Origin of the sequence: Nocardia pseudovaccinii (assembly GCF_050942345.1) — a bacterium.
In the GTDB taxonomy this organism is placed as follows: domain Bacteria; phylum Actinomycetota; class Actinomycetes; order Mycobacteriales; family Mycobacteriaceae; genus Nocardia; species Nocardia pseudovaccinii.
The window spans coordinates 1954640-1980109 of record NZ_CP192074.1 but is presented as its reverse complement, the minus strand read 5'-3'; the positions used below and the strand labels follow the sequence as shown (position 1 = coordinate 1980109).

At 66.9% G+C, this 25470-nt stretch carries 16 protein-coding genes; 9 read left to right on the top strand and 7 right to left on the bottom strand.

Translation table 11 applies throughout. The features are described from left to right. Positions 1-39 precede the first annotated feature (39 nt). On the top strand, positions 40-3432 hold the full coding sequence (locus ACQPZ2_RS08925) for an AAA domain-containing protein (RefSeq protein ID WP_433527367.1): 3393 nt from the start codon (positions 40-42) through the stop codon (positions 3430-3432). A 120-nt stretch (positions 3433-3552) separates the two neighbouring features. Here the strand turns inward: ACQPZ2_RS08925 and ACQPZ2_RS08920 are convergent, their stop codons facing one another. After that, positions 3553-4740 (bottom strand): amino acid deaminase/aldolase, encoded by a 1188-nt coding sequence (locus ACQPZ2_RS08920; protein ID WP_433525114.1) that lies wholly within the window; start codon positions 4738-4740, stop codon positions 3553-3555. A 39-nt stretch (positions 4741-4779) separates the two neighbouring features. Beyond that, positions 4780-5259 (bottom strand): TetR family transcriptional regulator, encoded by a 480-nt coding sequence (locus ACQPZ2_RS08915; protein WP_433525113.1) that lies wholly within the window; start codon positions 5257-5259, stop codon positions 4780-4782. 419 nt (positions 5260-5678) lie between these two features. On the opposite strand from ACQPZ2_RS08915, the gene ACQPZ2_RS08910 reads away from it, so the two are divergent. After that, on the top strand, positions 5679-6425 hold the full coding sequence (locus tag ACQPZ2_RS08910; protein ID WP_433525112.1) for a tyrosine-protein phosphatase: 747 nt from the start codon (positions 5679-5681) through the stop codon (positions 6423-6425). Position 6426: 1 nt separating this feature from the next. Here the strand turns inward: ACQPZ2_RS08910 and ACQPZ2_RS08905 are convergent, their stop codons facing one another. Both ACQPZ2_RS08905 and ACQPZ2_RS08900 read right to left on the bottom strand, forming a co-directional pair. Then, positions 6427-7695 (bottom strand): class I adenylate-forming enzyme family protein, encoded by a 1269-nt coding sequence (locus ACQPZ2_RS08905; RefSeq protein WP_433525111.1) that lies wholly within the window; start codon positions 7693-7695, stop codon positions 6427-6429. 165 nt (positions 7696-7860) lie between these two features. After that, the gene (locus ACQPZ2_RS08900) at positions 7861-8697 is read right to left on the bottom strand and encodes an enoyl-CoA hydratase/isomerase family protein (protein WP_433525110.1); all 837 of its coding nucleotides are present in this window, start codon (positions 8695-8697) and stop codon (positions 7861-7863) included. A gap of 38 nt (positions 8698-8735) precedes the next feature. Here ACQPZ2_RS08900 and ACQPZ2_RS08895 point away from each other — a divergent pair, with 38 nt between their 5' ends. From ACQPZ2_RS08895 to ACQPZ2_RS08870, 6 genes are all read left to right on the top strand, one after another. Beyond that, entirely contained in the window at positions 8736-9761 is a 1026-nt protein-coding gene (locus ACQPZ2_RS08895) for a glutathione S-transferase family protein (RefSeq protein WP_433525109.1), read from the top strand. 154 nt (positions 9762-9915) lie between these two features. After that, the gene (locus ACQPZ2_RS08890) at positions 9916-10647 is read left to right on the top strand and encodes a membrane protein (protein WP_040695046.1); all 732 of its coding nucleotides are present in this window, start codon (positions 9916-9918) and stop codon (positions 10645-10647) included. Then, complete coding sequence (locus ACQPZ2_RS08885) at positions 10644-11618, top strand: ABC transporter ATP-binding protein (protein WP_433525108.1); 975 nt, start codon at positions 10644-10646, stop codon at positions 11616-11618. Before ACQPZ2_RS08890 ends, ACQPZ2_RS08885 begins: the two co-directional genes overlap by 4 nt. Further along, complete coding sequence (locus tag ACQPZ2_RS08880; protein ID WP_433525107.1) at positions 11615-12397, top strand: ABC transporter permease; 783 nt, start codon at positions 11615-11617, stop codon at positions 12395-12397. The genes ACQPZ2_RS08885 and ACQPZ2_RS08880 overlap by 4 nt, the downstream gene beginning before the upstream one ends. Before the next feature lie 102 nt (positions 12398-12499). After that, complete coding sequence (locus ACQPZ2_RS08875) at positions 12500-16294, top strand: ABC transporter ATP-binding protein (protein ID WP_433527366.1); 3795 nt, start codon at positions 12500-12502, stop codon at positions 16292-16294. 96 nt (positions 16295-16390) lie between these two features. Then, entirely contained in the window at positions 16391-20155 is a 3765-nt protein-coding gene (locus ACQPZ2_RS08870) for a multifunctional oxoglutarate decarboxylase/oxoglutarate dehydrogenase thiamine pyrophosphate-binding subunit/dihydrolipoyllysine-residue succinyltransferase subunit (protein ID WP_433525106.1), read from the top strand. A gap of 80 nt (positions 20156-20235) precedes the next feature. On the opposite strand, the gene ACQPZ2_RS08865 is transcribed toward ACQPZ2_RS08870, so the two are convergent. The 3 genes from ACQPZ2_RS08865 to ACQPZ2_RS08855 form a co-directional block, all read right to left on the bottom strand. Beyond that, complete coding sequence (locus ACQPZ2_RS08865; RefSeq protein ID WP_433525105.1) at positions 20236-21873, bottom strand: alkaline phosphatase D family protein; 1638 nt, start codon at positions 21871-21873, stop codon at positions 20236-20238. 29 nt (positions 21874-21902) lie between these two features. Next, on the bottom strand, positions 21903-23123 hold the full coding sequence (locus tag ACQPZ2_RS08860) for a Fic family protein (protein ID WP_433525104.1): 1221 nt from the start codon (positions 23121-23123) through the stop codon (positions 21903-21905). A gap of 105 nt (positions 23124-23228) precedes the next feature. Continuing rightward, positions 23229-23864 (bottom strand): TetR/AcrR family transcriptional regulator, encoded by a 636-nt coding sequence (locus ACQPZ2_RS08855; protein ID WP_433525103.1) that lies wholly within the window; start codon positions 23862-23864, stop codon positions 23229-23231. Positions 23865-23932: 68 nt separating this feature from the next. Here ACQPZ2_RS08855 and ACQPZ2_RS08850 point away from each other — a divergent pair, with 68 nt between their 5' ends. Next, complete coding sequence (locus tag ACQPZ2_RS08850) at positions 23933-25462, top strand: flavin-containing monooxygenase (protein ID WP_433525102.1); 1530 nt, start codon at positions 23933-23935, stop codon at positions 25460-25462. Positions 25463-25470: the final 8 nt, after the last annotated feature.

Below are 25470 nucleotides of genomic sequence, written 5' to 3'. Positions count from 1 at the left end.
GTCCGTGTCCGGCGAAGACACAGGAGGCCGCGTTTGATCGTGTTCGGTGATCGTGTCGTCTGTTCCGCCGTCGACCTGGTGCGCGCGGCGCAGTGTGAATTCGAGTTGCTGCGTGCCCTCGATACCGAACTGGGCACCATCGCGGGCACGGCGGATGTGGCGCCGGATCATGCGCAGCACAGCGCATTCGACGATGCGCGCACACGCAGGCTCGCCGACTTCCGTGATCGGTTCGGCAGTCGGATGGTGGAGATCCATTGCGCCGCGCACGATCCGGCGGCCGAGCCCGAAAGCTATATCGCCGCGCTGCGGGCCGCCAATGCCGAGACTGTCGCGGCACTGCGGGCCGGTGCGCACGTGATCCACGGCGCCACCTTCTTCGACGGAAAATTCGTCTGTACCAGCGATTTTCTGATTCGGGCCGGTCATCGGGTGCGCTATACCGTGCACGGCACCGCGGCGGGACCACCGGATCGGATCGACGCCGCACTCGAACTCGCCGCCTGCGCCGACGCTTTGGACCGCAGCGGGGCGCTCACCGCTCCCCTGGTCCGGTTGTACCTGGACGACAACAGCGAGACCCTCACGCTTACCGATCTGCTGCCGGTGTATCTGGCTCGGCGCGGTCGGGTGGAACGGATCCTGGAAGACAAACTGAGCGAGTTGCTGCCGGCGCAGTGGGGCGATCCACGCTATCTCGCCTGCGGCCACTGCCCGACCTGCACCAGCGCGATCTCGGCGGCACGCGACCTGCTCCTGGTCGCCGGTATGCAGCGCACCGCGCGGGCTAGATTGCGCGAGGCCGGGGTGAGCACCATCGACCGGCTGGCGAGCAGCACCGCGACCGTGCCCGGCCTACCGCCGCGCACCTTCAGCGCATTGCATCGCCAAGCCGAAATCCAGCTGGCTCGAGAAGATTCCGGTCGGCCGACCCACACGCTGGTCGACGCGATCGCGCTGGGCGCGTTGCCGCCACCGTCGCCGGACGATCTCGCACTGACCATCGAGGAGGACTCGTCGGGTCGGCTGCTCGGTATCGAGGTGGGCGGCAACGGCACGGTCCATCTGGCCTTCCGCGCCCCCTTCGGCGCGGCGCGCGCACCGTATCGGGCGATGACCGATATCGCCGACGAGGAGGCCGGGCAGCGGCGTGCTTTGGACGAGGTGCTCGACTTCGTCGCGCAAAGGCTGCGGATGTATCCGGATATGCGTGTGTACCACTACACCTCCGGCGTGCGCTCCGCGCTGCTGCGGTGGACCGGTCGGTACGGGGTCGGTGAGGAGACCGTCGAGGATCTGCTGCATGCCGGTGTGCTCGTCGATCTGTATCCGATCGTGCGCAATGCCCTGCTGATCGGGGAACGTTCCTATCGGCTGAGCCGAATGCGGCGGCTGCTGCCGAATGCCGCGGGCCAGGAACGCGATTGCGTCACCGTGCTGCGGCTACGCGACTGGCTGCTGGATCGGGTGACCGAACGGCGCGTGGACTCGGATGCGGTACTCCTGGATCAGGCGAGTTCGTGGTGCCTGGTGCCGACTCCGGAGGAGCCCGATCCGCTGCCGCCGTCGCGGCCGTCGTCGATCGAGGCCGCACTCGCGGAATTCGCGGCGGCACAGCGCGAGCCACGCCATCCCGCGGCATTGATGGCGGCGGCGCTCGGCTATCACCGCCGTGAGCGGCAGCCGCTGTGGTGGGCACATGCCGACCGGCTCAGTCATCCGGTCGACGAATGGGCCGACGCACCAGGGGTATTGGTGGCCGATTGGGGCACGGTCGACACCAAATGGCATCGCAGCCCACACCAGCCGACCATGCGCAGATACCTCACGCTGACCGGACGGATCGGCATCGGCTGGGGCGGCAGCGATACCGCGGGTGGCGCCGCGACCGGCACGGTACTGACGCCGGGCGCCACCGTTTACACCTTCTACGATCAGCCGGTCGCCGCGGGGATGATCACCGCCGTCGGCCGACGCGCGACCGCCACCGCGACCGTGCTCGGCTGCTCGGTGGACGCGCACTTCGACGACACCGTGCGGCTGGAGGAACTGCTGCCGCACGGCTGCGAGCCCTACGACGAGTTGCCGACCGCGATCGCACCCGGCCTGCCCGCCTGGGACGAGAATATCGAGACCGCGGTCGAATACGCCGCCCAGCAACTGCTCATGGCGCTACCGGAGATCCCGGCGGGCGCGATCTTCGACATCCTCGCCCGCCGCCCCCCGCGCCTGCGGCGTGCCGAGCGGCTACCGGATGTGCACGGCGACCACTCGGCCGCCATCACGGCCGCGCTGTGCGATCTCGACGATTCCTACCTCGCGGTGCAGGGACCGTCGGGCACCGGCAAGACCTCCACTGTCGCCAGGGCGATCGAACGTCTGGTCACGAGGCACAAATGGCGCGTCGGCATTGTCGCGCAGACGCATTCGACGGTGGAGAGCCTGCTCGACATGATCGTCGCGATGGGCGTGCTACCGGAACTGCTGGCCAAGAAGGATGTCGAGGCGGTGGCGCCGGAGTGGTCGGTGATCGACGGCACGCGTTATCCGCGGTTCCTGGACAATGCGGTCAACGGCTGCGTAGTCGGTGGCGTACCGGCCGATTTCGCCGATGACGAGGTGGTGCCCGGCGACAGTCTCGACCTGCTGGTGATCGCCGATGCGGGCCGCTTCCCACTCGCCGATACCGTCGCCGTCGCGGTGAGTGCGCGCAAGCTGCTGCTGGTCGGCGATCCGGCGCCGTCCGCGGCGCGCAGCGCGCATCCGGAACCGGTCGACGAATCGGTGCTCGGCTGGCTCACCGAGGGTCGCGACACCCTGCCCGCCGACCGCGGCTATTTCCTGGACCGCACCTGGCGGATGCACCCGCGCGTCTGTGATCCGATCTCCCGGCTGTACTACGACAACCGGCTGCGCTCCAACGAAACCCTCACGCTCGCGCGGCAACTGGAGGGCATCGAACCCGGCATCGAGACGGTGCTGGTGGCACACAGCGGCGATTCGACCGAATCGGTGGCCGAGGCCCGCGAGGTGGTCCGCCGGGTGCGCGCCCTGCTCGGGGTCTCGTGGATGACCGGTGCGATGACGCGACGGCTGCATCCGCACGACATCCTCGTGGTCGCGCCCTACAGCGCCCAGGTCGGACTGATCCGAACGCTGCTGGCCCGGGCCAAGATCGAGGATGTGCTGGTCGGCACCGCCGAGCGATTCCGCGGTCGGGAGGCGGCGGTGGTGCTCATGTCGATGACTACCTCCAGTCCCGCCGACGCGCCCTATGGTATGCGGTTTCTGCTGTCGCGCAGTCTGGTTCAGGCGACGCTGTGTCGGGCCATGTGGAAGGCCGTCATCATCCGGTCGCCATTGCTCACCGAATATCTGCCGAGTACGCCGGACGATCTGTCGGATCTGGCGACATTCCTACGACTCAGCTGAATATTTCTTTCAGCATTTGCTCGATTCGTGACCGAAATATTCAGTCCGAACCGGTTGGTTCTTTTAGTGGAATTCGATCTTGAAATTGCGGTCACGCGCAATTCGCAATTAGCAGTCGGCTCAGCCGAAGCAGTTGCCCTCACCGCGATAAGTGGGCGCCGTTGTCCGCGTGCCATCCGCATCGACGAAGTGGACGTGGTTGAACCGCTCGCACAACTCCCCGGCCTTGGCATGCCGGAACCACACTCGATCGCCGATCCGCAGCTCGGTGGCACCCGAGAGCGGCGTCTGAACCTCACCCGCCCCCTCGGTGCCGAGCAGCTTCAAGCCGGTGGGCCACGTCGGCTTCGGCACCCGCGACGACCCGGTCGGACCGGAGGCGATGTAGCCACCCGCGAAAACCGTTGCGATGGACGGGGTCGGCTTGCGCAGCACCGATGTGGCGAAGAACAGCGCTGGGCGCGGGGTGAAGGCGCGGTAGTGATCGAAGAGCGTCGGCACATACAGCCCGGAGCCCGCGGTCACCTCGGTGACATCCGGATCGGTGACGCTGACCTCGATGGATCCCGAGCCACCGCTGTTGACGATCTCCAGCTTGCCGACCACCGAGCGCACCGCGTCCAGAACTTGCCGGCGCCGCTTGCCGATTTCGGCCGCCGAGGCCCGCTTCACCAGGCGCACAGCGATATTGGAGTCGGGCAGTCCGGCGATCTGCGCCTCATAGGTCATCACGCCGACCACATCGAATCCACGGTTCACGGCCTCGCGCGCGAGCGCGGCGGCCTGTTCGGGAGTACGCACCGGCGAGCGCCGAACACCCAAGTGCAGCGGTCCGATTCGCAGTGAGGCGTCCACATCGAGGCAGATCCGGGGCCGCGCCAGATCGGTGCCGACCGCGGCGCGGATCAGGTCCAACTGCGCGACATCGTCGACCATCAACGTAATGGATCGACGCAGCGTGTCATCGGTGCCGAGTTCGGCGAGCGCCGCGCGGTCGACGGTCGGATAGCCGAGCAGTACATCGCGCGCGCCGAGACGGACCAGCCAGACGGCCTCCGCCAACGAGTAGGACATGATGCCAGCGAAGCCGCCGGACGCGGTGAGCTCGGCGCCGAGCACCTCTTCGAGCACCGCACGGCAGCGCACCGATTTACTCGCGACCCGGATGGGCATTCCACCCGCACGACGGACCAGGTCGGCGGCGTTGGCGCGCAGCGCGGTCAGGTCGAGGGCAGCCAGCGGCGGGTCCAGCTCGGCCGTGGCCGCACGCAGTGCGACAATCGGCGACGTGTGTGTCACCGGACCCACTCAACCACCAAACTGGTCAAACGTCCAGTATTGCGGGAATCAGACTTCGGCGGCCCGGGCGGCCAGGCTGCTGACCAGGTCGTCGAGCACCACCAGCATCGTTTCGTCATTGCAATCCGCGAGCCAGCGCAGCACCGTGCCCTGCAGCATCGAGACCACATAGGCCGCGATGGCATCCGTCGGCTCCAACCATTGCGCGCCCGAACGGTCGGCGCAGAGATCCAGGAAGCTGGCGACCTCGGAGTCCATCTCTTGGAACAGAGCCGTGGCCTGCGGGTCGGCGACACAATCGGTCTGCGCCTCCCACCGCTCGGCCAACTGATGCGCGGTCGCCTCGTACCTGCGGGCCTGCTTGGCCGGAGCCGCCTTGACCAACGGCCAGTACGCACTCACACCGGCATGCAGCAGCACCCGAAGTGCTCGCACTCCGGTGAAATCGAGTGAGGCGGCCGCCTTCTCGACGGCCTCGCAAATGGTCGGCCGCAGCCTGACCGCCGCTATTTCTCCACGTACGCTCAACGACGACTCCCTCGAGGAAAGAACTCGCGCACCCTCGTCGGCACGACTCGCTGAACATGACAGGCTGCTCTCACGAATCCCGCGTCAGGGAATTTCCTGGATGCCCAGTCCAACATTCATCAATGGTAGAGGGTTTCCAGGGTTTAAGAACGGGTTCGTTGGGTATTTCCAGACTGGAAGAATGTTTTGTTACCCAACCGGAATCCCGCTGCGATCGAGCGGTCTTCACCGGAATCGCCTCCGAGGGCGTCACTCTCGCGTCTGCCCCACGCAAGATAGACCATCGACCAGACTACGGTACATAACGGTACCGCCCCGGGACCCTGTGGCGGATCCCACACCAATACCTCGCAAACTGGACGGCCGACGGTTCCGCGATCGACACCGTGCCGACACCGCGAGGTAGCTAGCCTGGACCGGTGACTCTCTCGCCCTCGGCTGACCAGTTCTATCTGACCGGCACGTTCAACTTCCGCGATCTCGGCGGTCTGCGCACCCTCGACGGTGCGCGGATCCGCTCCGGCGTGCTGTTGCGCTCGGCCCAGCTGAGCGGCCTCGATCTGCCCGGACACGCGATCCTGCGCGAACTCGGCGTCATCGACGTCTTCGACCTGCGCGGGCTGCGCGAGATCGAGCACATCGGCCACGACAACCTGCCCGAGGGCGTGCGACTCAATGTCACACCGTTCGACTCCCGGATGGCCGAGGCGCCGCCGCACGATGCGCAGACCGACGCCGCGTTCCCGCACATGCTCGACGTCTACCGCGACTTCCCGTCCCGGCCCGAGGCCAATACCGCGATCATCGCCATCGCCGAGACGATCGCCCACGGCGACGGCGCGGTGCTGGTGCATTGCGCGGCGGGTAAGGACCGCACCGGGTGGGCGATCGCGACTCTGCTGCGCGCGGTCGCGGTCGGCGAGGCCGATGTACTCGCCGATTTCATGGCCAGCAATGACGCCGTCCCCGCCCTGCGCGCCATGATGGCGCCGAAACTCACTGCGGGAGTCGAACTTTCCATCGATATCCTCGGTGTACGCGAGGACTACCTGCGCATCGCGACGGATACGGTGCACGAAAGCCACGGCGATTTCGAGACCTACCTGACCGCCATCGGATTCACTGCCGACCTGCGCGCGCGATTGCGCGACCGCATGCTCGAGTGAGTCACCCCGCCTGAACCTGCTCACGTCGGACCAGACCGTCGGCGTCGATGCTGACCTGATCGCCGGTGTGGAACCAGCTTCCGGTGAAGCGGTCCGCGGTGGTCTCCGGATCATTCCAGTAGCGGTGGGTGACATTCGGTCCGCGACACAGCAATTCGCCGTGTCCGGTCTGCGCCTGCGGCCCCCACAGCGCCAATTCGGTACCGCCGAAGGGGAATCCGAGCACCGGATCGGCGCCGGGCGCGGTGTCGGTGTCGTCGTCGACGACCAGACCGATGCCGCTGGTTTCGGTCGCGCCCCAGACCGACCACCGCCGCGCGGCCGGGAACATATCCCGCAGGGGGGCGGCCAGGTCCGCGGGATCGGTGGGAGCGGCGGCACGTTCGCCGCGATGGCCCGCATTGCTGACCCGGACAATGCCCTCGGTACACAGGCCCTCGGTGCGCAGCGCCGCGAGTTCGGGCAGCAGGCGGGCGAAGATGCGCGGTGTCGCGGAAACCATATCGATCCGTTCGGAGACAATGGTTTCCGCGAGACTGCGACTATCCGGCGCGAGAACCACGGTGCCGCCGACCGCGAAAGTCGGCAGCAGCTGGTCCACACAGCCGCTCGCATGCGCCAGCGGCAACAGCACCAGATTGCGCAGTCCATCGGTCGGCAGATCCAGCGCCGCGACGACGGAGCGGATCGCGGAGAGCAGATTTTCGTTGGTCAGCTCGACGCCCTTGGGCGCGACGGTGGCGTTGACCGGACACGGCCCGGTGCCGCTGGTGTAGCAGAGCAGCGCCAGATCGTTCAGGGCCGCACCGTCATCGATGAAGGCGGCGCCGTCGGGCAGTTCGTCGCTGCCACCGCCGAGTACGAAATCGGTACTGCTGTCCGCCATCACCCGCTCGGCCACCGCATCGGGCAGTCCGTCGTGCACCAGCACCGGGACCGCGCCGCTGAGCAGCGCCCCGAGGAAGGCCTGTACCCAGCGCGCGCCCGTCGGCATGTGGATGGCGACCCGGTCGCCGTAGCCGATGCCGTGTTCCTGCAGACCGCCCGCGATGCGGGAGGCAGAGTGCCACAGTTCCCGATAGCTCAGCCGGGGGCCGCCGATCTCCACAACCGCCTCCCTGGTCGAGAAGGCGTGCACCTGCAGATCCAATAGTTCGGTCAGCGCGGGGGTGAGATTGCCGTAGCGCAGCACCCCATCGGCGCCGCGGGCCAGCGGGGCGTCGCAAGCATGCGGACGGTTGAGTGGATATTCGACCAGAAACTGCGACATGGGTCCTCCGCACACGCCTCGAGCCTGCAGGCTCTTGCGACTATATGACGCGAGTCACATTTTCGCTGGCATAGGCGGTGAACTCGCCGACGCCCGTTCAAGCGCGGGGCTGATGGCGGACTTCGTCCGGCAGCGCCCGATCAGGTGACGAACGTGTCCTCGCCGTCACCGACCGGTGTAGGTCGCCTTTCCCGGTCCGGCCTCCAAGAAGCTGCGCACCGCGCCGCGCAGATCCGCGGTGTCGAACAGCGCACCGGACACCTCCGGCGTCACCGAATCCGCGTGCGCCACACCGCCGGATCGCCACGCCTCGATGATCTGCTTGGTCGCGGCATGGGCCCGGGTCGGGCCCTGGGCCAGGCGATTCGTCAAGTCCTTCGCGGCGGCATCGACATCGTCGTGGATGGCGTTGACCACGCCCCATTCGGCCATGGTCGCGGCGTCGTAGAGGTCACCGGTCATCACGAATTCGCGGGCGCGGCCCGAACCGGCGCGCTCGGCCAGTCGCTGTGGCCCGCCCATCGACGGCGTAAGGCCGACGACCGTCTCCACCAGCCCGAATTTCGCCTTCGGCGCGGCCAGGATGATGTCGCAGGCCAGGGCCATTTCGAAGGCGGCGGTCAGGGTCAGGCCGTGCGCGGCGAAAACCACCGGACACGGCAGCGCCTCCAGCGGATGGATGATCTGCGCGAACAGGGTGCGCCACAGCTCGGCGCCCTGGTCGACCGCTGAGGGGATGGCAGCCGACGGAGTCGGCGGGGTGGGTGAGAGGAGCCCGTCGAAGACGTGCACATCGACACCACCGGAGACCAGCTTGCCCTCGGCCCGCAGCAGCACCGCGCGCGGCGGATCGGCCGACAGCTCGGCGAGGTCCTCGACGAGCGCGTCGAGCATCGACTGGTCGAATAGATTCAGCGGCGGATTGGCCAGGGTGAGGGTCGCGACCTCGGCGCCGGCGTCGGTGGTTTCCCGGATCAGCCTGGTGGCCTTCGTATCACTCATGCGGCAAGGGTAAGGCGTCGATCTGCCAGACTAGGCGGGTGACCAAGTCGGTATCGGAAAACGGCTCCTACGTCGAGCCCGGTGAGTTCAACCGGGACACGAACTACATCACCACACGTATTACCGCCGACGGACGCGACGGGTATCCGGTCGAGTCGGGCCGCTATCGGCTGATTGCGGCGCGGGCCTGTCCATGGGCCAACCGCACGCTGATCGCGCGCAGGTTGCTGGGGTTGGAAGACGTCATATCGCTCGGGCTGTGCGGGCCTACGCACGACAAGCTCAGCTGGACCTTCGATCTGGATCCCGGTGGGGTGGATCCGGTGCTCGGCATCCCCCGGTTGCGCGACGCGTACCTCGCGCGGTTCCCGGCGTACCCGCGCGGCATCACGGTGCCCGCGATCGTGGACGTCCCCACCGGGCAGGTGGTGACCAATGACTACGCGCAGATCACCCTCGACTTCTCCACCGAATGGACCGAACTCCATCGCCCCGGCGCGCCGCAGCTGTACCCGCGTGAGCTACGGGCCGAGATCGACGAGGTGAACCTGGCCGTCTTCCGTGATGTCAACAACGGCGTCTATCGGTGCGGATTCGCTGGTACGCAGGAGGCGTACGAGGCGGCCTACGATCGGCTCTTCGCTCGGTTGGACTGGCTGTCCGAACGGCTCGCCACCCAGCGTTACCTGGTGGGCGACACCATCACCGAGGCCGATATCCGGCTGTTCACCACACTGGTCCGCTTCGATCCGGTTTATCACGGCCATTTCAAGACCAACCGCTCCAAACTGAGCGAAATGCCGGTGCTCTGGGCCTATGTGCGCGATCTCTACCAGACGCCCGGATTCGGCGACACCATCGATTTCGGGCAGATCAAGGCGCACTACTACGTGGTGCACACCGATGTGAACCCGACCCAGATCGTGCCCAAGGGTCCGGAGCTGACCAACTGGCTGACCCCGCACGGCCGAGAAGCGCTGGGCGGCAGGCCATTCGGCGACGGCACCCCGCCGCCACCACCACCGCTCACGGAAAGGGTCCCCGCCCTGCGCGAACCGGCGTGATCGAACCGACACCGGGCACACCCACCCCGCCGGCTCCGCCGGCTGCCATCCCCCATCGGGAACCCGGCCGACCGGGTACATCGTTGTCATGACGAGTTGATAGCGGCCGGTGCAATAAGGTCGTTCCGTACGGGCGGAAGAGGAGGATATCGCCGTGTTCAAAGGCACGTTCGAGAAGACGGTGGTCCAGCTACTCGATACCGGGTCCCGCCTGCAGGCTCCCGCGGTCGCCAAGTACGTGGACCGGCTGCGGCGTTCGCATCCGTCGGAGAACCCCGCGCAGATCATCGAGCGGCTGGAGCACCAATACCTGCTCGCGGTCACCGGCAGTGGCGGTGCGGTCGGCGCGACGGCCGCGGTGCCGGGGGTCGGCACCATCGCGGCACTCGCGGCGGTCAGTGCCGAGACGACCTTCTTCATGGAGGCGTCCGCGGTGTTCACACTGGCCGTCGCGGCCGTGCACGGCATCTCCCCGGAGGACCAAGAGACGCGGCGGGCGCTGGTGCTCGCGGTCGTGCTCGGTGAGAGCGGGATGGAGATCGTCGAGAAGACGGTCGGTCATTCGGCGAAGAACTGGGGCACGTTGTTCGCCAATAGGATTCCCGGCCTGTCGAGCATGAACGATTCGCTGCTCAAGCGATTCATCATCCGCTTCATCACCAAGCGGGCCGCATTGATGGCGGGCAAGGTGGTGCCCGCCGGTATCGGAGCGGTGATCGGCAGCGTCGGCAATCGGGCGCTCGGTAAGACCACGATCGGCAACGCGCGCAAGGCATTCGGACCCGCGCCGGTGACCTGGCCCGCCGATCGGCAGCTCGTCATCGACGCCGATCCGCTGCCCGCCCTGGATCCGGCCAAGCCGCAACCCCCGACCACGCCACGATGAGCGCGGGCCGACCGCTCGCCTTCTCCGTCCGCGGCCTGACCAAGCGCTACGACCTGGTCACCGCGGTCGAAAACGTGAGCTTCACCGTGCCTTCCGGCACCACCGCCGCCCTGGTGGGTCCGGCGGGCGCGGGTAAGTCGACGATCATGCGGATCCTGCTCGGTCTACACCAGCCGACCTCCGGAACCGCCGCGGTCGGCGGGCCGGGCTCGCGGCGGCGCGACGGATCCGCGGTCGTCGTCGGCGGCATGTTGCAGCCACGCGGGCTGCATCCGGCTCGAAGCGCGCGTGATCATCTGCTGGTGTATGCGGCGGCCGCGGGAGTCGAGGACGCGCGGGTCGACGAGGTGATCCAGCTGGTCGGCCTCGGTGAGTCGGCGAGGACACGGGCGGGCGAGCTGTCGGACGGATCGCAGACCCGGCTGGCCCTGGCGACCGCGCTGCTCGGTGATCCGCAGCTGCTGATTCTCGACGAGCCCTTGGCCGGTCTCGACGCGGCGGAACGCACCTGGCTGGCGGACCTCCTGCGGCGGCACACCCGTCGCGGTGGCTCGGCCCTGTTGTCCAGCGAGAGCCTCGCGAACGTGATTCCGATGGCGGACAACATCATTGTCGTGAGCGAGGGCTCGGTGGTCTATCAGGGCACCCCTGCCCGGATTCGGCGCGGCCACCCCGATCGACTGGTCGTCGCCGCATCGACCCCGATCGCACTCGCGACCATGTTGGCCGCACAGGGCTTCACCGATGCGGTGATCCGCCCCGACGGACGCCTCGCCGTGGCCGAAGCGACCGAAGCGCAGATTCGCGCGGCGGCGACAGCGGCCGGTGTGCGCGTGGACAATATCGCCGCCGACCAGATCCATCCCGACCGAGTGCTCGCCTCATTGGTCAAACCGGCCCGCCCGCCCCAGCCCGCCCCCTATGCCGGGATCGCACCGCAGCAACCGACCCCCCACGGGATTACACGATGATCGCCGTTCTGCCACCGGACCTCGTTCCGGCCGTCAACTCCGAGGTCCGCAAGGTCAGCACACTGCGCGCCAGCAGAATCCTGGCCGCGTTGATTCCCGCGGTCGCCCTCGTCGCGAGCGCGGTGACCGCACTGCTCGCCGGACCCGCCGATCCGAAATCCAATCCGGCCACGGGCGCGGCGACCATCGGGCTCTATATCGGTCTCGCGGTCGCGATCGTGCTGGCAGGCGCCTTCGGCGCGGCCGGTGCGGGAGCCGAATACCGTTACGCGACAATGCCGACCACTGCCCTGTTCACCTCCGACCGGGACCGGCTCGTCGCCGCGAAGTTCCTCGTCACCGCGGGTTTCGCCCTGGCAGCGACCTTCGTCGTCGAACTCATCGCCTTCGCCTGCCTGCTCGGTTTCGGCCGCGGCAAATTCGACTTCGGAGTGCGCTTACTCGCCGTCCTCGGCGGCGGGCTGCTCGCCGCGGTCTGCTGGTCCCTGATCGGCGCCGGCCTTGGCCTGCTGCTGCGCACCTCCACCACCGCGGTCGTGGCGATGCTCGGCTGGCTGGTGATCATCGAGCCGTTGATCTGGGTCGTCGCCAAGGCGATCGGTTTCGCCGGAGTGGTCACCGTCCTGCCCGGCTCCGCCACCGTCAGCACCGTCGCCGTCGGTTCCTTCAAAGACAGCGACTTCTTGGCCCCCACACCTGCCGCCTTGGTGGTCCTCATTCTCTGGACGATCGCCGCCGCGGGCGGTGCGTGGTGGTTGCTGCGCACCCGCGACATCTGATCCAGCCCCGGCCGCGGGGAACAAACAGCGGTGCGGCACGTGTCATTACCGTCGGTACCAGCACGACAAGACGGGGTGAGCAGCGGAGTGACCGAGCGCGATATGGGTTGGATGCGCAGACTGTGGACCGAGTGTCGGGGGCACCGGGGCACGGTCACGGGCATCGCGATCGCACTGGCGGCCGGAGCACTGGTCGAGATCTCCGCGCCACTGCTGACCAAGCGCGCGGTCGATGCGGCCGGAGTCGGTGACACCTCCGTCATCGGGACCATCGCGGCCCTGCTCGCCCTGGTCGCATTCGGCCGCTTCTCGGCGGCCTTCGGACGCCGCATGTTGGCCGGGCGGCTTTCCCTCGATGTGCAGCACTCGCTGCGTGTCAGCCTGCTCGCCTCGCTGCAGCGGCTGGACGGCGTCGGGCAGGACACGCTGCGCACCGGACAGGTGGTGTCTCGTTCGATCACGGATCTGCAGTTGGTGCAGGGCCTTTTGGCGATGACGCCGCTGTCCGGGTTGGCATTGCTGGAGTTCCTGCTGGCCGCCGCGGTGATGGTGTGGCTGTCGCCGCCGCTGGCCGCCGTCGCGTTGCTGGTGGTTCCGGCAATCGCGGTGCTGGTGTATCGGATGCGGCCCCGCCTCTACGCGGCAACGTGGTCGGCGCAGCAGCGAGCCGCCGAGGTCGCGCAACATGTCGAAGAGACCGTCACCGGCGTCCGGGTGGTCAAGGGTTTCGGGCAGGAAGCCCGGATGGTGCGGGTGCTGGAGAAGCACGGTCGCGTTCTCTACGCCGAGCGCATGCGCGCCGCCAAGATCAATGCGCGCTTCGCCCCCGTGGTGACCACGATTCCGCAAGCCGGACTGGTCGCGGTGATCGTTGTCGGTGGGCTGCTCGCCCTGCACGGCGTCATCGGCATCGGCACTTTTCTCGCCTTCTCCGCATATGTCACCACCATGACCGTCACCACCCGCACCATGTCGTCGGTGGTGATCATGGCCCAGCTGACCAGGGCCGCCGCCGAGCGCGTCTACCAGGTCATCGATGCCGCGCCCGAAATCGCCGACCCGCCCGTTCCCGCCGAGCTCCCCGATGGGCCACTGGGTATCGAAATCGATTCGCTGACTTTCGGATTCGAGACCTCGCAGCCCATTCTGCGTGACCTCGATCTGACCGTGCGGCCCGGCGAAACTGTTGCCGTCATCGGGCCCGCAGGCTCTGGAAAGTCAACGCTGTCACTGCTTCTCCCCCGCTTCTACGCCCCGGATTCCGGCACCATCCGCCTGTTCGGATCCGCGGAAACCACTGAGCAGGTGGATATCGCCGACCTGCGCGCATCCGATTTACGCAGCGCGGTCGGGGTGGTGTTCGACGACCCGTTCCTGTTCAGCGACACCATCGCCGCGAATATCGCGCTCGGTCGACCGGAGGCCACCGACGCCGAAATCCGCTATGCGGCAAAGCTTGCCGCGGCCGACGAGTTCATCGCCGAACTCACCGACGGCTACGACACCGTGGTCGGCGAACGCGGATTGACGCTCTCCGGCGGGCAGCGGCAGCGAATCGCGTTGGCCAGAGCGCTATTGGCGCGGCCACGGATTCTGGTGCTCGATGACGCGACCTCCGCGGTCGACGCGGTGACCGAGGCGGCCATCTTCGAGAAACTGCCCGATGCGGGCGGACGCACCACATTGATCCTGGCGCATCGGGAATCCACACTGGCCCATGCGGATCGGGTGATCCGGCTCCCCGGGCCGGTCTCATATGCCAACGATGAAGCCACAATCGCTGACATTCCAACGGCAGCCGGTTCCAGGCGCACCAGCGCTTTCGGAAGCGCCACCACCGATGCCGGACACGCCCCAGCCACCGATTCCAGAGGCACCGCCGCTACCAATCCCGGACGGGCCACCGCTAGCGGCCCCGGACGCACTACTACCAGTTTCGCCCGCACCACCACACCAACCAGCGGCCCGGGCGGATTCTCCGGCGCAGCCGCCGATCTCAGCGAAACCCCGGAACTGCGCCGCACCATCGAACGTCTGCCACCGGCCACCGAACAACCCGGCCTGGACGACGAACAGCTGCGCCAACCCGAACCCGGATTCCGGCTCGCCCGCCTATTGCGTCCGGTGCGCTGGCTGGTTCTGACCGTAATCACCCTGCTCGCACTGGACACCCTCATCGGCGTCGCCTTCCCGCCGATCGTCCGCTATGCCATCGATTCCGGTGTGAGCGGCCATGATTCAGGAGCACTCGCCCGGGCCGGAGTGCTCGGCGCGGTGCTGGTGGTGCTCGGTCTAGCGGTCGGCGCGGCGACCACCGTCCTCACCGCCCGCAGCGGCGAACGCGTCCTCTACGGGCTCCGCGTGCGCAGCTACGCCCATCTGCAACGGCTGGGATTGGACTACTACGAGCGCGAGCTGTCCGGTCGCATCATGACCCGGATGACCACCGATGTGGACGCACTCTCGACCTTCCTGCAAACCGGCGTCGCGACCACGCTGATCGGCGCACTCACCCTGGTCGGTATCGCGGTGGCACTATTGATCATCGATGCCTCGCTGGCCGCGGTGGTGCTGATCGCGCTGCCGCCGCTGCTGGTGGCGACGGCGCTGTTCCGTCGCGTGTCCTCCACCGCCTACACCGTCTCGCGCGAACACGTCTCGACCGTCAACGCCGATTTCCAGGAAAATGTCGCCGGACTGCGCGCCGTCCAGGCCAACCGGCACGAGCCGGTCGCCGCCCGCCGCTTCGCCGAATACTCCGATCGCTACCGCGCCAGCCGGATGCGCGCCCAGCGCGCGATCGCCATGTACTTCGCGTTCGTCATCGCCTGGGCGGATCTGGCGCTGGCCGCGGTCGTGTACTTCGGCGCGCGTGAAGTCGCCGAGAACACCACGACCGCGGGCACCCTCATCGCCTTCGTGCTCTACCTGCAACTGCTCTTCGGCCCGATCCTGCAGCTGTCCCAGGTTTTCGACGGCTACCAGCAGGCGCGCGTCGGCCTGCGCCGCATCGGCGACCTGCTGCGCACCCCATCCTCGATCGCCGCCGATCCACCGGACGCGATCGCGATCGACCACGGATTGCGCGGCGAGGTCGTCCTCGACGACATCCGATTCCACTATCCGAGCACCGAGAAGCCCGCCCTCGACGGAGTGTCACTGCGGATTCCGGCCGGATCCACGCTGGCCTTGGTCGGACCGACGGGCGCGGGCAAATCGACCATCGTCAAGTTGCTGGCCCGCCTCTACGACCTGCCCGGCGACAACCCGGGGGCGATCGCCGTCGACGACATCGACATCCGCGACTACCGCCTCACCGATTACCGCGCCCGGCTCGGCATCGTCCCCCAGGAAGCTCACCTCTTCACCGGCGACGTCGCCAGCAACATTGCATTCGGGAAACCTTCCGCGACCGAAGCGGAGATCGCGGCGGCCGCCACCGCGGTCGGTGCGGCGGACATGATCGCCGCGCTACCGCAGGGCATGCGTCATCCGATCGGCGAGCGCGGCCGCGGCCTCTCGGCGGGCCAACGCCAACTGATCGCACTCGCCAGGGCCGAACTGGTCCGTCCGGATCTGCTGTTGCTCGACGAGGCCACCGCCACCCTCGATCCGGAGACCGAAGCATCGGTGCTGGTAGCGAGCCGATCGCTGTCCCGCGGCCGGACCACTGTCGTCGTGGCGCACCGGCTGGGCACCGCCGCGCGAGCCGATCGGATCGCCGTCGTGGAACGCGGGCGAATCGCCGAAATCGGGCCGCACGAGACATTGGTTGCGGCTGGCGGCCGCTATGCCCAGCTCTGGGCGGCGGCCAGCGAAACGGGGGGAATATTCTCGGGTGAGGACGGGTCGTCATCTTTGGGATCGGGGTTGTCCGGCGGTCAGTCGATCCACTGATTTGCTGCTGGGCCTATCCTCAGAGAGGGCGCATCGGCGCGCATCCGCTGATCCCCGTGCCGGGCACGTCACAAACGTCGCAGCGCGAAGAACGAAATGAGGCGAACACCTGCTGTGAGCAGCTCAACTTCCCAGTTCGGACAGAACCAGTGGCTAGTCGATGAGATGTATCAAAAGTACAAACAGGATCCATCTTCCGTCGATGAAAGTTGGCACGAGTTCCTCGCCGATTACACGCCCGAGGTCCCGGGTGATTCCGGTAACAGCAGCGCCGCGCCCGCGCAGGTGGCCACCCCGGCACCGGCCCCCGCGCCGGTGAACGCGGCCCCCGCCGCTGCGGCCCCCGCTCCGGCAGCGCCCGCACCCGCCGCACCCAAGCCTCCCGCGCCCGCGAAGCCCACCGCCCGCGCGCCGCAGACGACGCCCGCGCCGACCTCGAATGCCGCGCCCACCTCCGGCGCGCCGAAGCCCGCCGACACCGCTGCCGACGAGGCAAAGGTTTTGCGCGGCCCGGCCGCCGCCGTGGTCAAGAACATGTCCGCGTCGCTGGCCATCCCGACCGCGACCAGCGTGCGCGCCATTCCGGCGAAGCTGATGATCGACAACCGCCTGGTCATCAACAACCACCTGGCCCGCACCCGCGGCGGCAAGATCTCCTTCACCCACCTGCTCGGCTACGCGATCGTGCAGGCGGTCAAGTCGTTCCCGAATCTGAACCGGCACTTCGCCGAAATCGACGGCAAGCCGAACTCGGTCACTCCGGCGCACACCAACCTCGGTCTCGCCATCGACCTGGCGGGCAAGGACGGCAGCCGCTCGCTGGTCGTCGCGGCCATCAAGGGCTGCGAGGCCATGACCTTCGGGCAGTTCCACACCGCCTATGAGGACATCGTGCGCCGCGCCCGCGACGGCAAACTCGGCATCGACGACTTCACCGGCGTCACCATCTCGCTGACCAACCCGGGCACCATCGGCACCGTGCACTCGGTGCCGCGGCTGATGCCGGGCCAGGGCGCGATCATCGGCGCGGGCGCGATGGAGTACCCCGCCGAATTCCAGGGCATGAGCGACGAGCGCATCAACGAGCTCGGCGTCGGCAAGCTGATGACCCTGACCTCGACCTACGACCACCGCATCATTCAGGGCGCGGAGTCCGGCGACTTCCTGCGGACCATCCACAACCTGCTGATCAGCGACGAGTTCTACGACGAGATCTTCCACGGCCTCGGCGTGCCGTACGAGCCGGTGCGCTGGCGCAAGGACGTCAAGGAACGCGGCGTCGACAAGAGCACCCGCGTGCTCGAGATGATCGCGGCCTACCGCAACCGCGGCCACCTGATGGCGGACACCGATCCGCTGCGGCTGGTCAAGGACAAGTTCCGCAGCCACCCCGACCTCGATGTCACCCAGCACGGCCTCACCCTGTGGGACCTGGACCGCACCTTCGATGTCGCGGGCTTCCACGGCCAGGAGCGGATGAAGCTGCGCGATGTGCTCTCGGTGCTGCGCGATGCCTACTGCCGCCACGTCGGTGTGGAGTACACCCACATCCTGGAAACCGAGCAGCTGCAGTGGATTCAGGAGCGGGTCGAGCAGAAGCACGTCAAGCCGACTGTCGCACAGCAGAAGTACATCCTGAACCGGTTGAACGCGGCCGAGGCCTTCGAAACCTTCCTGCAGACCAAATACGTCGGCCAGAAGCGCTTCTCGCTCGAGGGCGCCGAAGCCGTCATCCCGATGATGGACGCCACCATCGACCAGTGCGCCGAGCATTCGCTCGACGAGGTCGTCATCGGTATGCCGCACCGCGGTCGCCTCAATGTGCTCGCCAATATCGTCGGCAAGCCGTACTCGAAGATCTTCACCGAGTTCGAGGGCAACATGAACCCGGCCGCCACCCACGGCTCCGGCGACGTGAAGTACCACCTCGGCGCGCGCGGCACCTACCTGCAGATGTTCGGCGACAACGAGATCGAGGTCTCGCTGACCGCCAACCCCTCGCACCTCGAGGCGGTCGACCCGGTGCTCGAGGGTCTGGTCCGCGCCAAGCAGGACCTGTTCAACAAGGGTGATGGGCCGGAAGGCTTCTCCGTCATGCCGCTGATGCTGCACGGTGACGCCGCATTCGCGGGTCAGGGTGTGGTCGCGGAGACGCTGAACCTGTCGGGGCTGCGCGGTTACCGCGTCGGCGGCACCATCCACATCGTGGTGAACAACCAGATCGGCTTCACCACCGCACCGGAGAACAGCCGCTCCACCGAATACTCCACCGACATCGCGAAGTTCATCGGCGCGCCGATCTTCCACGTGAACGGTGACGACCCGGAGGCCTGCGACTGGGTGGCGCGTCTGGCGGTCGACTTCCGTCAGAAGTTCCGCAAGGACGTCGTGATCGACATGATCTGCTACCGGCGTCGGGGCCACAACGAGGGCGACGACCCGTCGATGACCCAGCCGTACATGTACGACGTCATCGACACCAAGCGCTCGGTGCGCAAGGCCTACACCGAGAGCCTGATCGGCCGTGGCGACATCTCGCTCAAAGAGGCCGAGGACGCGCTGCGTGACTACCAGGGTCAGCTGGAGCGGGTCTTCAACGAGGTTCGCGAGCTGGAGAAGTACGTCCCGGAGCCGAGCGAATCGGTCGAGGACGACCAGCAGGTGCCTGCGACCGTCGTGACCGCCGTGGACAAGACCGTGCTGCAGCGCATCGGCGACGCCTTCCTCGGTGTCCCCGAGGGCTTCAATGTGCACCCGCGCGTCAAGCCGGTGCTGGAGAAGCGGCGCGAAATGGCGTACGAGGGCAAGGTCGACTGGGCCTTCGCCGAGTTGCTCGCCTTCGGCACGCTGATCGACGAGGGTCGCGCGGTGCGCCTGACCGGCCAGGACTCGCGTCGCGGCACCTTCACCCAGCGCCACTCGGTGATCATCGACCGCAAGACGGCCGAGGAATACACCCCGCTGCACAACATCGGCAGCTCCACCCCGGGCTGGTTCGCGGTACACGACTCGGCGCTGAGCGAATACGCCGCCGTCGGCTTCGAATACGGCTACTCGCTCGGCAACCCGGACGCACTCGTGTTGTGGGAAGCGCAGTTCGGTGACTTCGTCAACGGCGCGCAGTCCATCATCGACGAGTTCATCTCCTCTGGTGAGGCCAAGTGGGGTCAGCTGTCGGAGGTCGTGCTGCTGCTGCCGCACGGTCACGAGGGTCAGGGCCCGGACCACACCTCCGGTCGCATCGAGCGCTTCCTGCAGCTGTGCGCCGAGGGCTCGATGACGGTCGCGGTGCCGTCCACCCCGGCGAACTACTTCCACCTGCTGCGCCGCCACGCACTCGACGGCATCCGCCGCCCGCTGATCGTCTTCACCCCGAAGTCGATGCTGCGCAACAAGGCTGTGGTCTCGGACCTGAAGGACTTCACCGAATCGAAGTTCCGCTCGGTCTTCGACGAGCCCACCTACGAACAGGGCGTCGGCGACCGCAGCAAGGTCAAGCGTGTCCTGCTCACCAGCGGCAAGCTCTACTACGAGCTGGTCGCCGAAAAGGCCAAGCAGAAGCGCGAAGACGTCGCGATCGTCCGCATCGAGCAGCTCTACCCGCTGCCCAAGTTCCGCCTCAACGAGGCGCTTGCCGGTTACCCGAACGCGACGGATATCGCCTGGGTCCAAGAGGAACCGGCCAACCAGGGCGCCTGGCCCTTCTTCGGCCTGAACCTCCCGGAACTCCTCCCGGAGCGCTTCACCAAACTCCGCCGCATCTCCCGCCGCGCCATGTCGGCCCCCTCCTCGGGTTCGTCGAAGGTGCACGCCGTGGAGCAAGCCGAAATCGTCGCCGAGGCCTTCGAGCCGACCGCGTAGCTTCCCGCTGACCCGACGCCGGGCCGAATCCACTCTCCCCCAGAGTGATTCGGCCCGGCGTTGCTCGTGGTAGCCAGTTATCACCGTGGGGCCGGTGGCGCCCCAGCGCTGCCGGGGGCGGCGCCGGGGTCAGGGCGCGAAGCTGGCGTGACGCCTGGGATTCGGTCTTGTACGACGAAACTCGCGCGGGTTCGGATGGGGGCGCCTGGGTGGCGGATGTAGGGGACGGTGCGGAAGTCGGTGTGCCACAGGGTGTGGTCGAGGTGGACGCGGACGTATCCGCGTTGGGAGTTGAAGAATTTCATGTCGGGGTTGGCGGCCAGGAGGTTGCGGCCGGTGGGGTTCATGTCGGTGCCGTCGCCGCCGGTTGTTATCGAGGTGCCGGTGAATTCGGCTGCTACGACCGGGGATTCGGGAGTGGCGTAGTCGGGGCGGAGGTCGGCGACGTAATTGTGGTGGCGGTCGCCGGTGATGACGACGAGATTGTGGATATCGCGGGCGACAGCGGTGGCGAGGACGGTGTTGCGGTCGGCGACGTAGGCGTCCCAGGCATCGGTACCGAAATTGGTCGCTGGGCCGGGGTCGTAGTCGGATTTGGCCATGGCCACCTGATTGCCGAGGATCTGCCAGCGGGCGGAGGAGCGGGTCAGGCCGTCGAGCAGCCAATCGCGTTGTGGTGCACCCAGAATCGAGCGATCGGGCGAAAGTCGGCCGGGGCAATCGTCGCCGATATTGCCGTTGCCGCATGCTCCGCCGGTGCGGTATTGGCGGGTGTCGAGCATGGTGATGTCGGCGAGGTCGCCGAAGGTGTAGCGGCGATGAATGCGCATGGTCGGGCCGGACGGCAGGGCCGCGATGCGCAGTGGCTGATGTTCGTACATCGCTTGGAAGGCGGCGGCTTTGCGGCGGCGGAACAGTGTGGGGATGCGGTAGATGTCGAGGCCGAGGCCGGGATGGTCGGCGAACCAGTTGTTGTCGATCTCGTGGTCGTCCATGGTGACCAGCCACGGGAAGGCCGCGTGCGCGGCGCGCAGCGGTTGTTCGGCCTTGGCCTGGGCGTAGCGCAGCCGGTAGCCGGGTAGATCGACGGCTTCGGCGGCCAGATAGGGCTCCACCGACATCCCCGCACGGCCACGGTTCCAGCCGCGTTCGTAGATGTAATCCCCGAGGTGCACCACGAGATCGAGGTCTTCGGCGCTCATGTGCTCATAGGCGGTGTAGTAGCCGGAAGTCCACGATTGACAGGATGCGAACGCGAATCGCATTCGCGCAGTGGGCTGTCCAGTCGATGGAGCGGTTCGGGTGCGACCGATCGGCGAAATCGCCGAGCCCGCCCGGAACCGGTAGAAGTACCAGCGATTCGGCTCCAGTCCCCCGACCTCCGGATGCACGGTATGTGCGAGCTCTCGCGTGGCGACCGCACTCCCCCGCGCCACCACGTCCCGGAACTGCTCGTCGTGCGCAACCTCGTAATCGACGGTCACCGGATGCTGCGCCATGCCCCCGAGCCCGTCCGGCGCCAACGGATCCGGCGCCAACCGCGTCCACAACACCACCCCATCCGGCAGCGGATCCCCCGAGGCCACCCCCAACGCGAACGGATCCCCCAACCACCGCGGCGCCCGAAACCGCCCACTGCTCGCCGCCGATGCCCCCACCAACACCGCAACCGATCCAGCCGTACCCACCCTCAACAGCTGCCGACGAGACAGACCCATACGTCAGGATATCCGCCGCAAGAGCGCTCTCACGGATGTTCTGTTGTCCGTTTGCCAATGGCAGCGCTCAGAGCATCCAACTCGGCCAGGACATCGACTGCGGCCCAGATGCGGTTGCGTTTGCTGGTGGAAAGTACTTCGAGGATGCCCGCCTCGGTCAACCGGCCGAGGGCTCGATACGCATTGGCATCAGTGGTACCGGTGATCTGTTGAGCGGTATCCGCGTTGAAGATCGGGGTGTCCAGCAGGGCGGCGATGAGCGCTTCGTCGGCCGAGTTCGCGCGTGGACGGGCAATAGCGCGCCAGTGGGCCGGTAGTCCGGCCAGGACACGGGCAGAGTCCTGCGCGGCCTCGCTCGAGTGGATCGCGGCGACGGCGACGTATTCGACGAATGCGTCGGCGCGCCCGTCCCGGTAGGCGGTCAGTTGGGCGAAATAGCGTCCGGTGTCGGCGAGCATCACCGAGGCGAGCGGCACGGTGACCCGCTGTGTCAGGCCGCGGCGGCGCAGGATGGCGCTGATGAGTGCGCGGCCGATGCGGCCATTGCCGTCGGTGAACGGGTGAATGGACTCGAATTGTGCGTGCGCGATGGCCGCCTGCGCGAGGATCGGTAGGTCGGTGCGGTTGACGAAAACCAGCAGGTCGTCCATTAACTCGACCACCAGTTCCGGTGGCGGCGGGATGTATTCCGCGTCGATCGGGGTGTAGTCGCTACCACCGATCCAGTTCTGCACATCGCGCAGGCTGCCGCTATCACGGGCGGCGTAATAGTCCGGGGCCATCAGCAGCCGATGCGCGTCGAGCATTGTGTCCAGGGTGATCGGGCCGGCACCCGCCGCATCGACCATCGCGATCAATGCTTTGACCGCCGCCAATTGCGATTGCGCCTCGTCAGTTGCTTTGCCACCGGCGACGGCCTTACCGAAGGCACGCCAGCCCGCGTCGATGTGCTCGATCTTCGATGACGCAACGGACTCGCTGCGCAGGAGGAAGTCCGCGAGCGGGGCCAGATGTTCGCCGAAGCCCGCCTCGAGGCGGGCGACCGCGATCACCGCCGCTTCATGGGCACGAGCGACCGCGCCGGTGGCGTCGTAGTCGAGGGCGGCAATGCGCGCCGGAATCGACACGGCGATTCGCTCGAGAGTACGGTCCGCCCGCGAACCCCGCCGCTGACGCGAATTCCAAGCCTGGTCCTCGATTCGGCACGATGGCCAGTCCACGACACTCCTTCGGCTGGAAAACGACAACATAGGTGACGTTAACTTCGTTTATACATACTAAACGCAGTTATACGCCGGGTTGTTGTCGTTTGCGCGATCTTCCAGAAGTACTCGCAACAGCAAATCGCCCGCAGCTCACCCGCGAAGCGCGGCGGCCAGCGCGGGGTTCAGCGAAAGGGCCAGGGCCAGTAGGGATTCGACCAAGAGGTCGACCAGTTGTTCGCGGGTGATGGTTTCGTGGCGGAGCCAGGTGAGGGTGGTTTCCTCTACGAAGGCGATCCAGCCGCGCATGGCGAGGGTGAGGCGGGGCCGGTCGGTGTCCGGAATGTCGACGGGCACTTCGGTCAGGATGATGCCGATGATGGCGTTGCGGGTCTGGTCGACGAGCGGGAGCACCTCGGCGCTCACACTCGCCGGGCCGCGCAGCAGCGATACGTACGAATTGCGGTTCTCGCCGACGTACTCGATGTAGCGCTCGATCGAATCGCGCAGCATCTCGAACACGCCGAGGGTGCGGTCCGGTGCGACGCGCTCCAGCAGCTCGGCATTGGCATGGCGGACTATCGCCAGCTGGAAGTCCTGTTTGGTCGGGAAGTAGTGGAAGAGCAGGCCACGCGAGATCCCGGCTTCCCCGGCGATTTCGGTGATCGAGATGTCTTCGATGGCGCGGTCCCCGAGCATCTTGGCGCCCAGGGTGATCAGTTGTAGACGGCGCTCTTCCGGGCTGAGCCGGGTGCGCTTGACAGTTTCTCCGGTGCCTCGACTACTCACGGGCCCATCTTACTGAACGCTGCTCAATACTGTTGACTCGTGCTCAATAGCGTCGTAGTCTGCATTACATGAGTCGCAAGGTTACAGACAAAGCTGTCGGCAACCGCCACGTCAAGACCATCATCATCGGCAGCGGTTTCGCTGGTCTGGGCCTGGCAATCCGGTTGAGCAAGCAGGGCCGCAACGATTACCTCGTATTGGAACGCGGCAGCGATGTCGGCGGCACCTGGCGCGACAACACCTACCCGGGCGCGGCCTGCGACGTGCCGTCGCACCTGTACTCGTACTCGTTCGCGCTGAACCCGAACTGGTCGCGCTCGTTCTCCAAGCAGGGCGAGATCCAGCAGTACATCCAGGGTGTCGCGCGCGAGTACAACGTGCTCGACAAGCACCTGTTCGACTGCGACGTGACGGCGGCCCGCTGGAACAACGCCACCAACCTGTGGCATATCGAATCGACCCGGGGCAGCTTCACCGCCGACACCGTCGTGTCCGCCGTCGGCGCACTGTGCGAGCCCGCGCTCCCGGATATCAAGGGCATCAACGGTTTCGAGGGCGAGATCTTCCACTCCGCGCGCTGGAACCACGATGCCGATCTGACCGGCAAGCGCGTCGCCATCATCGGCACCGGAGCCTCGGCCATCCAGATCGTGCCGTCCATCGCCCCGAAGGTCGCGCACCTGGACGTCTACCAGCGCACCGCGCCGTGGCTGCTTCCCCGCATGGACCGCCCGTACACCCTGCCGGAGCGTTTCGCCTTCCGGCACATCCCGGGCTTCCAGCGACTATCCCGCGCCGCCATCTACGCCGCCCGCGAAACCCAAGTCGTCGGCCTCGCCAAGGTTCCGGCACTGATGCAGGCCTTCGAGCTGATCTCCAAGGCCAAGCTCCAGCTCGAGATCCGCGATCCCGAGCTGCGCAAGAAGGTCACCCCGAACTTCCGGATCGGCTGCAAGCGCATGCTGATCTCCAACGACTACTACCCGGCGCTGAGCCGCCCGAATGTGGATGTGGTCACCGACGGCATCGCCGAGGTGCGCGCGAATTCCATCGTCACCAAGGACGGCACCGAACGCGAAATCGACGCACTCATCGTCGCGACCGGCTTCCACGTCACGGATTCGCCGACCTACGACGCCATCTCGGGCAAGGACGGTCGCACGCTGGCGGAGGTATTCGACGAGATCGGCCAGCAGGGTTACAAGGGTTCGGCCGTCGCCAACTTCCCCAATATGTTCTTCCTGCTCGGCCCGAACGTCGGCCTCGGCCACACCTCGATGGTGTACATGATCGAATCCCAGATCAACTACATCGCCGACGCTCTGGCCACTGTCGATCGCCTCGGCCTGCGCACGGTCGAGGTGAAGCGCGCGGTGCAGGACACCTACAACAAGAACCTGCAGGGCAAACTGGTGAAAAGCGTGTGGAGTACCGGCGGCTGCGCCAGCTGGTACCTGGACAAGCACGGCAACAACACCACGCTCTGGCCGGATTTCACCTTCGAATTCCGCAGGATTACAAAGAATTTCGACGTCTCCGCCTATGAGACGACTAGCGTCGAAAGCTCCCGAGACGATCTGAAAGTGGTGGCACAGTGAATGCAGCA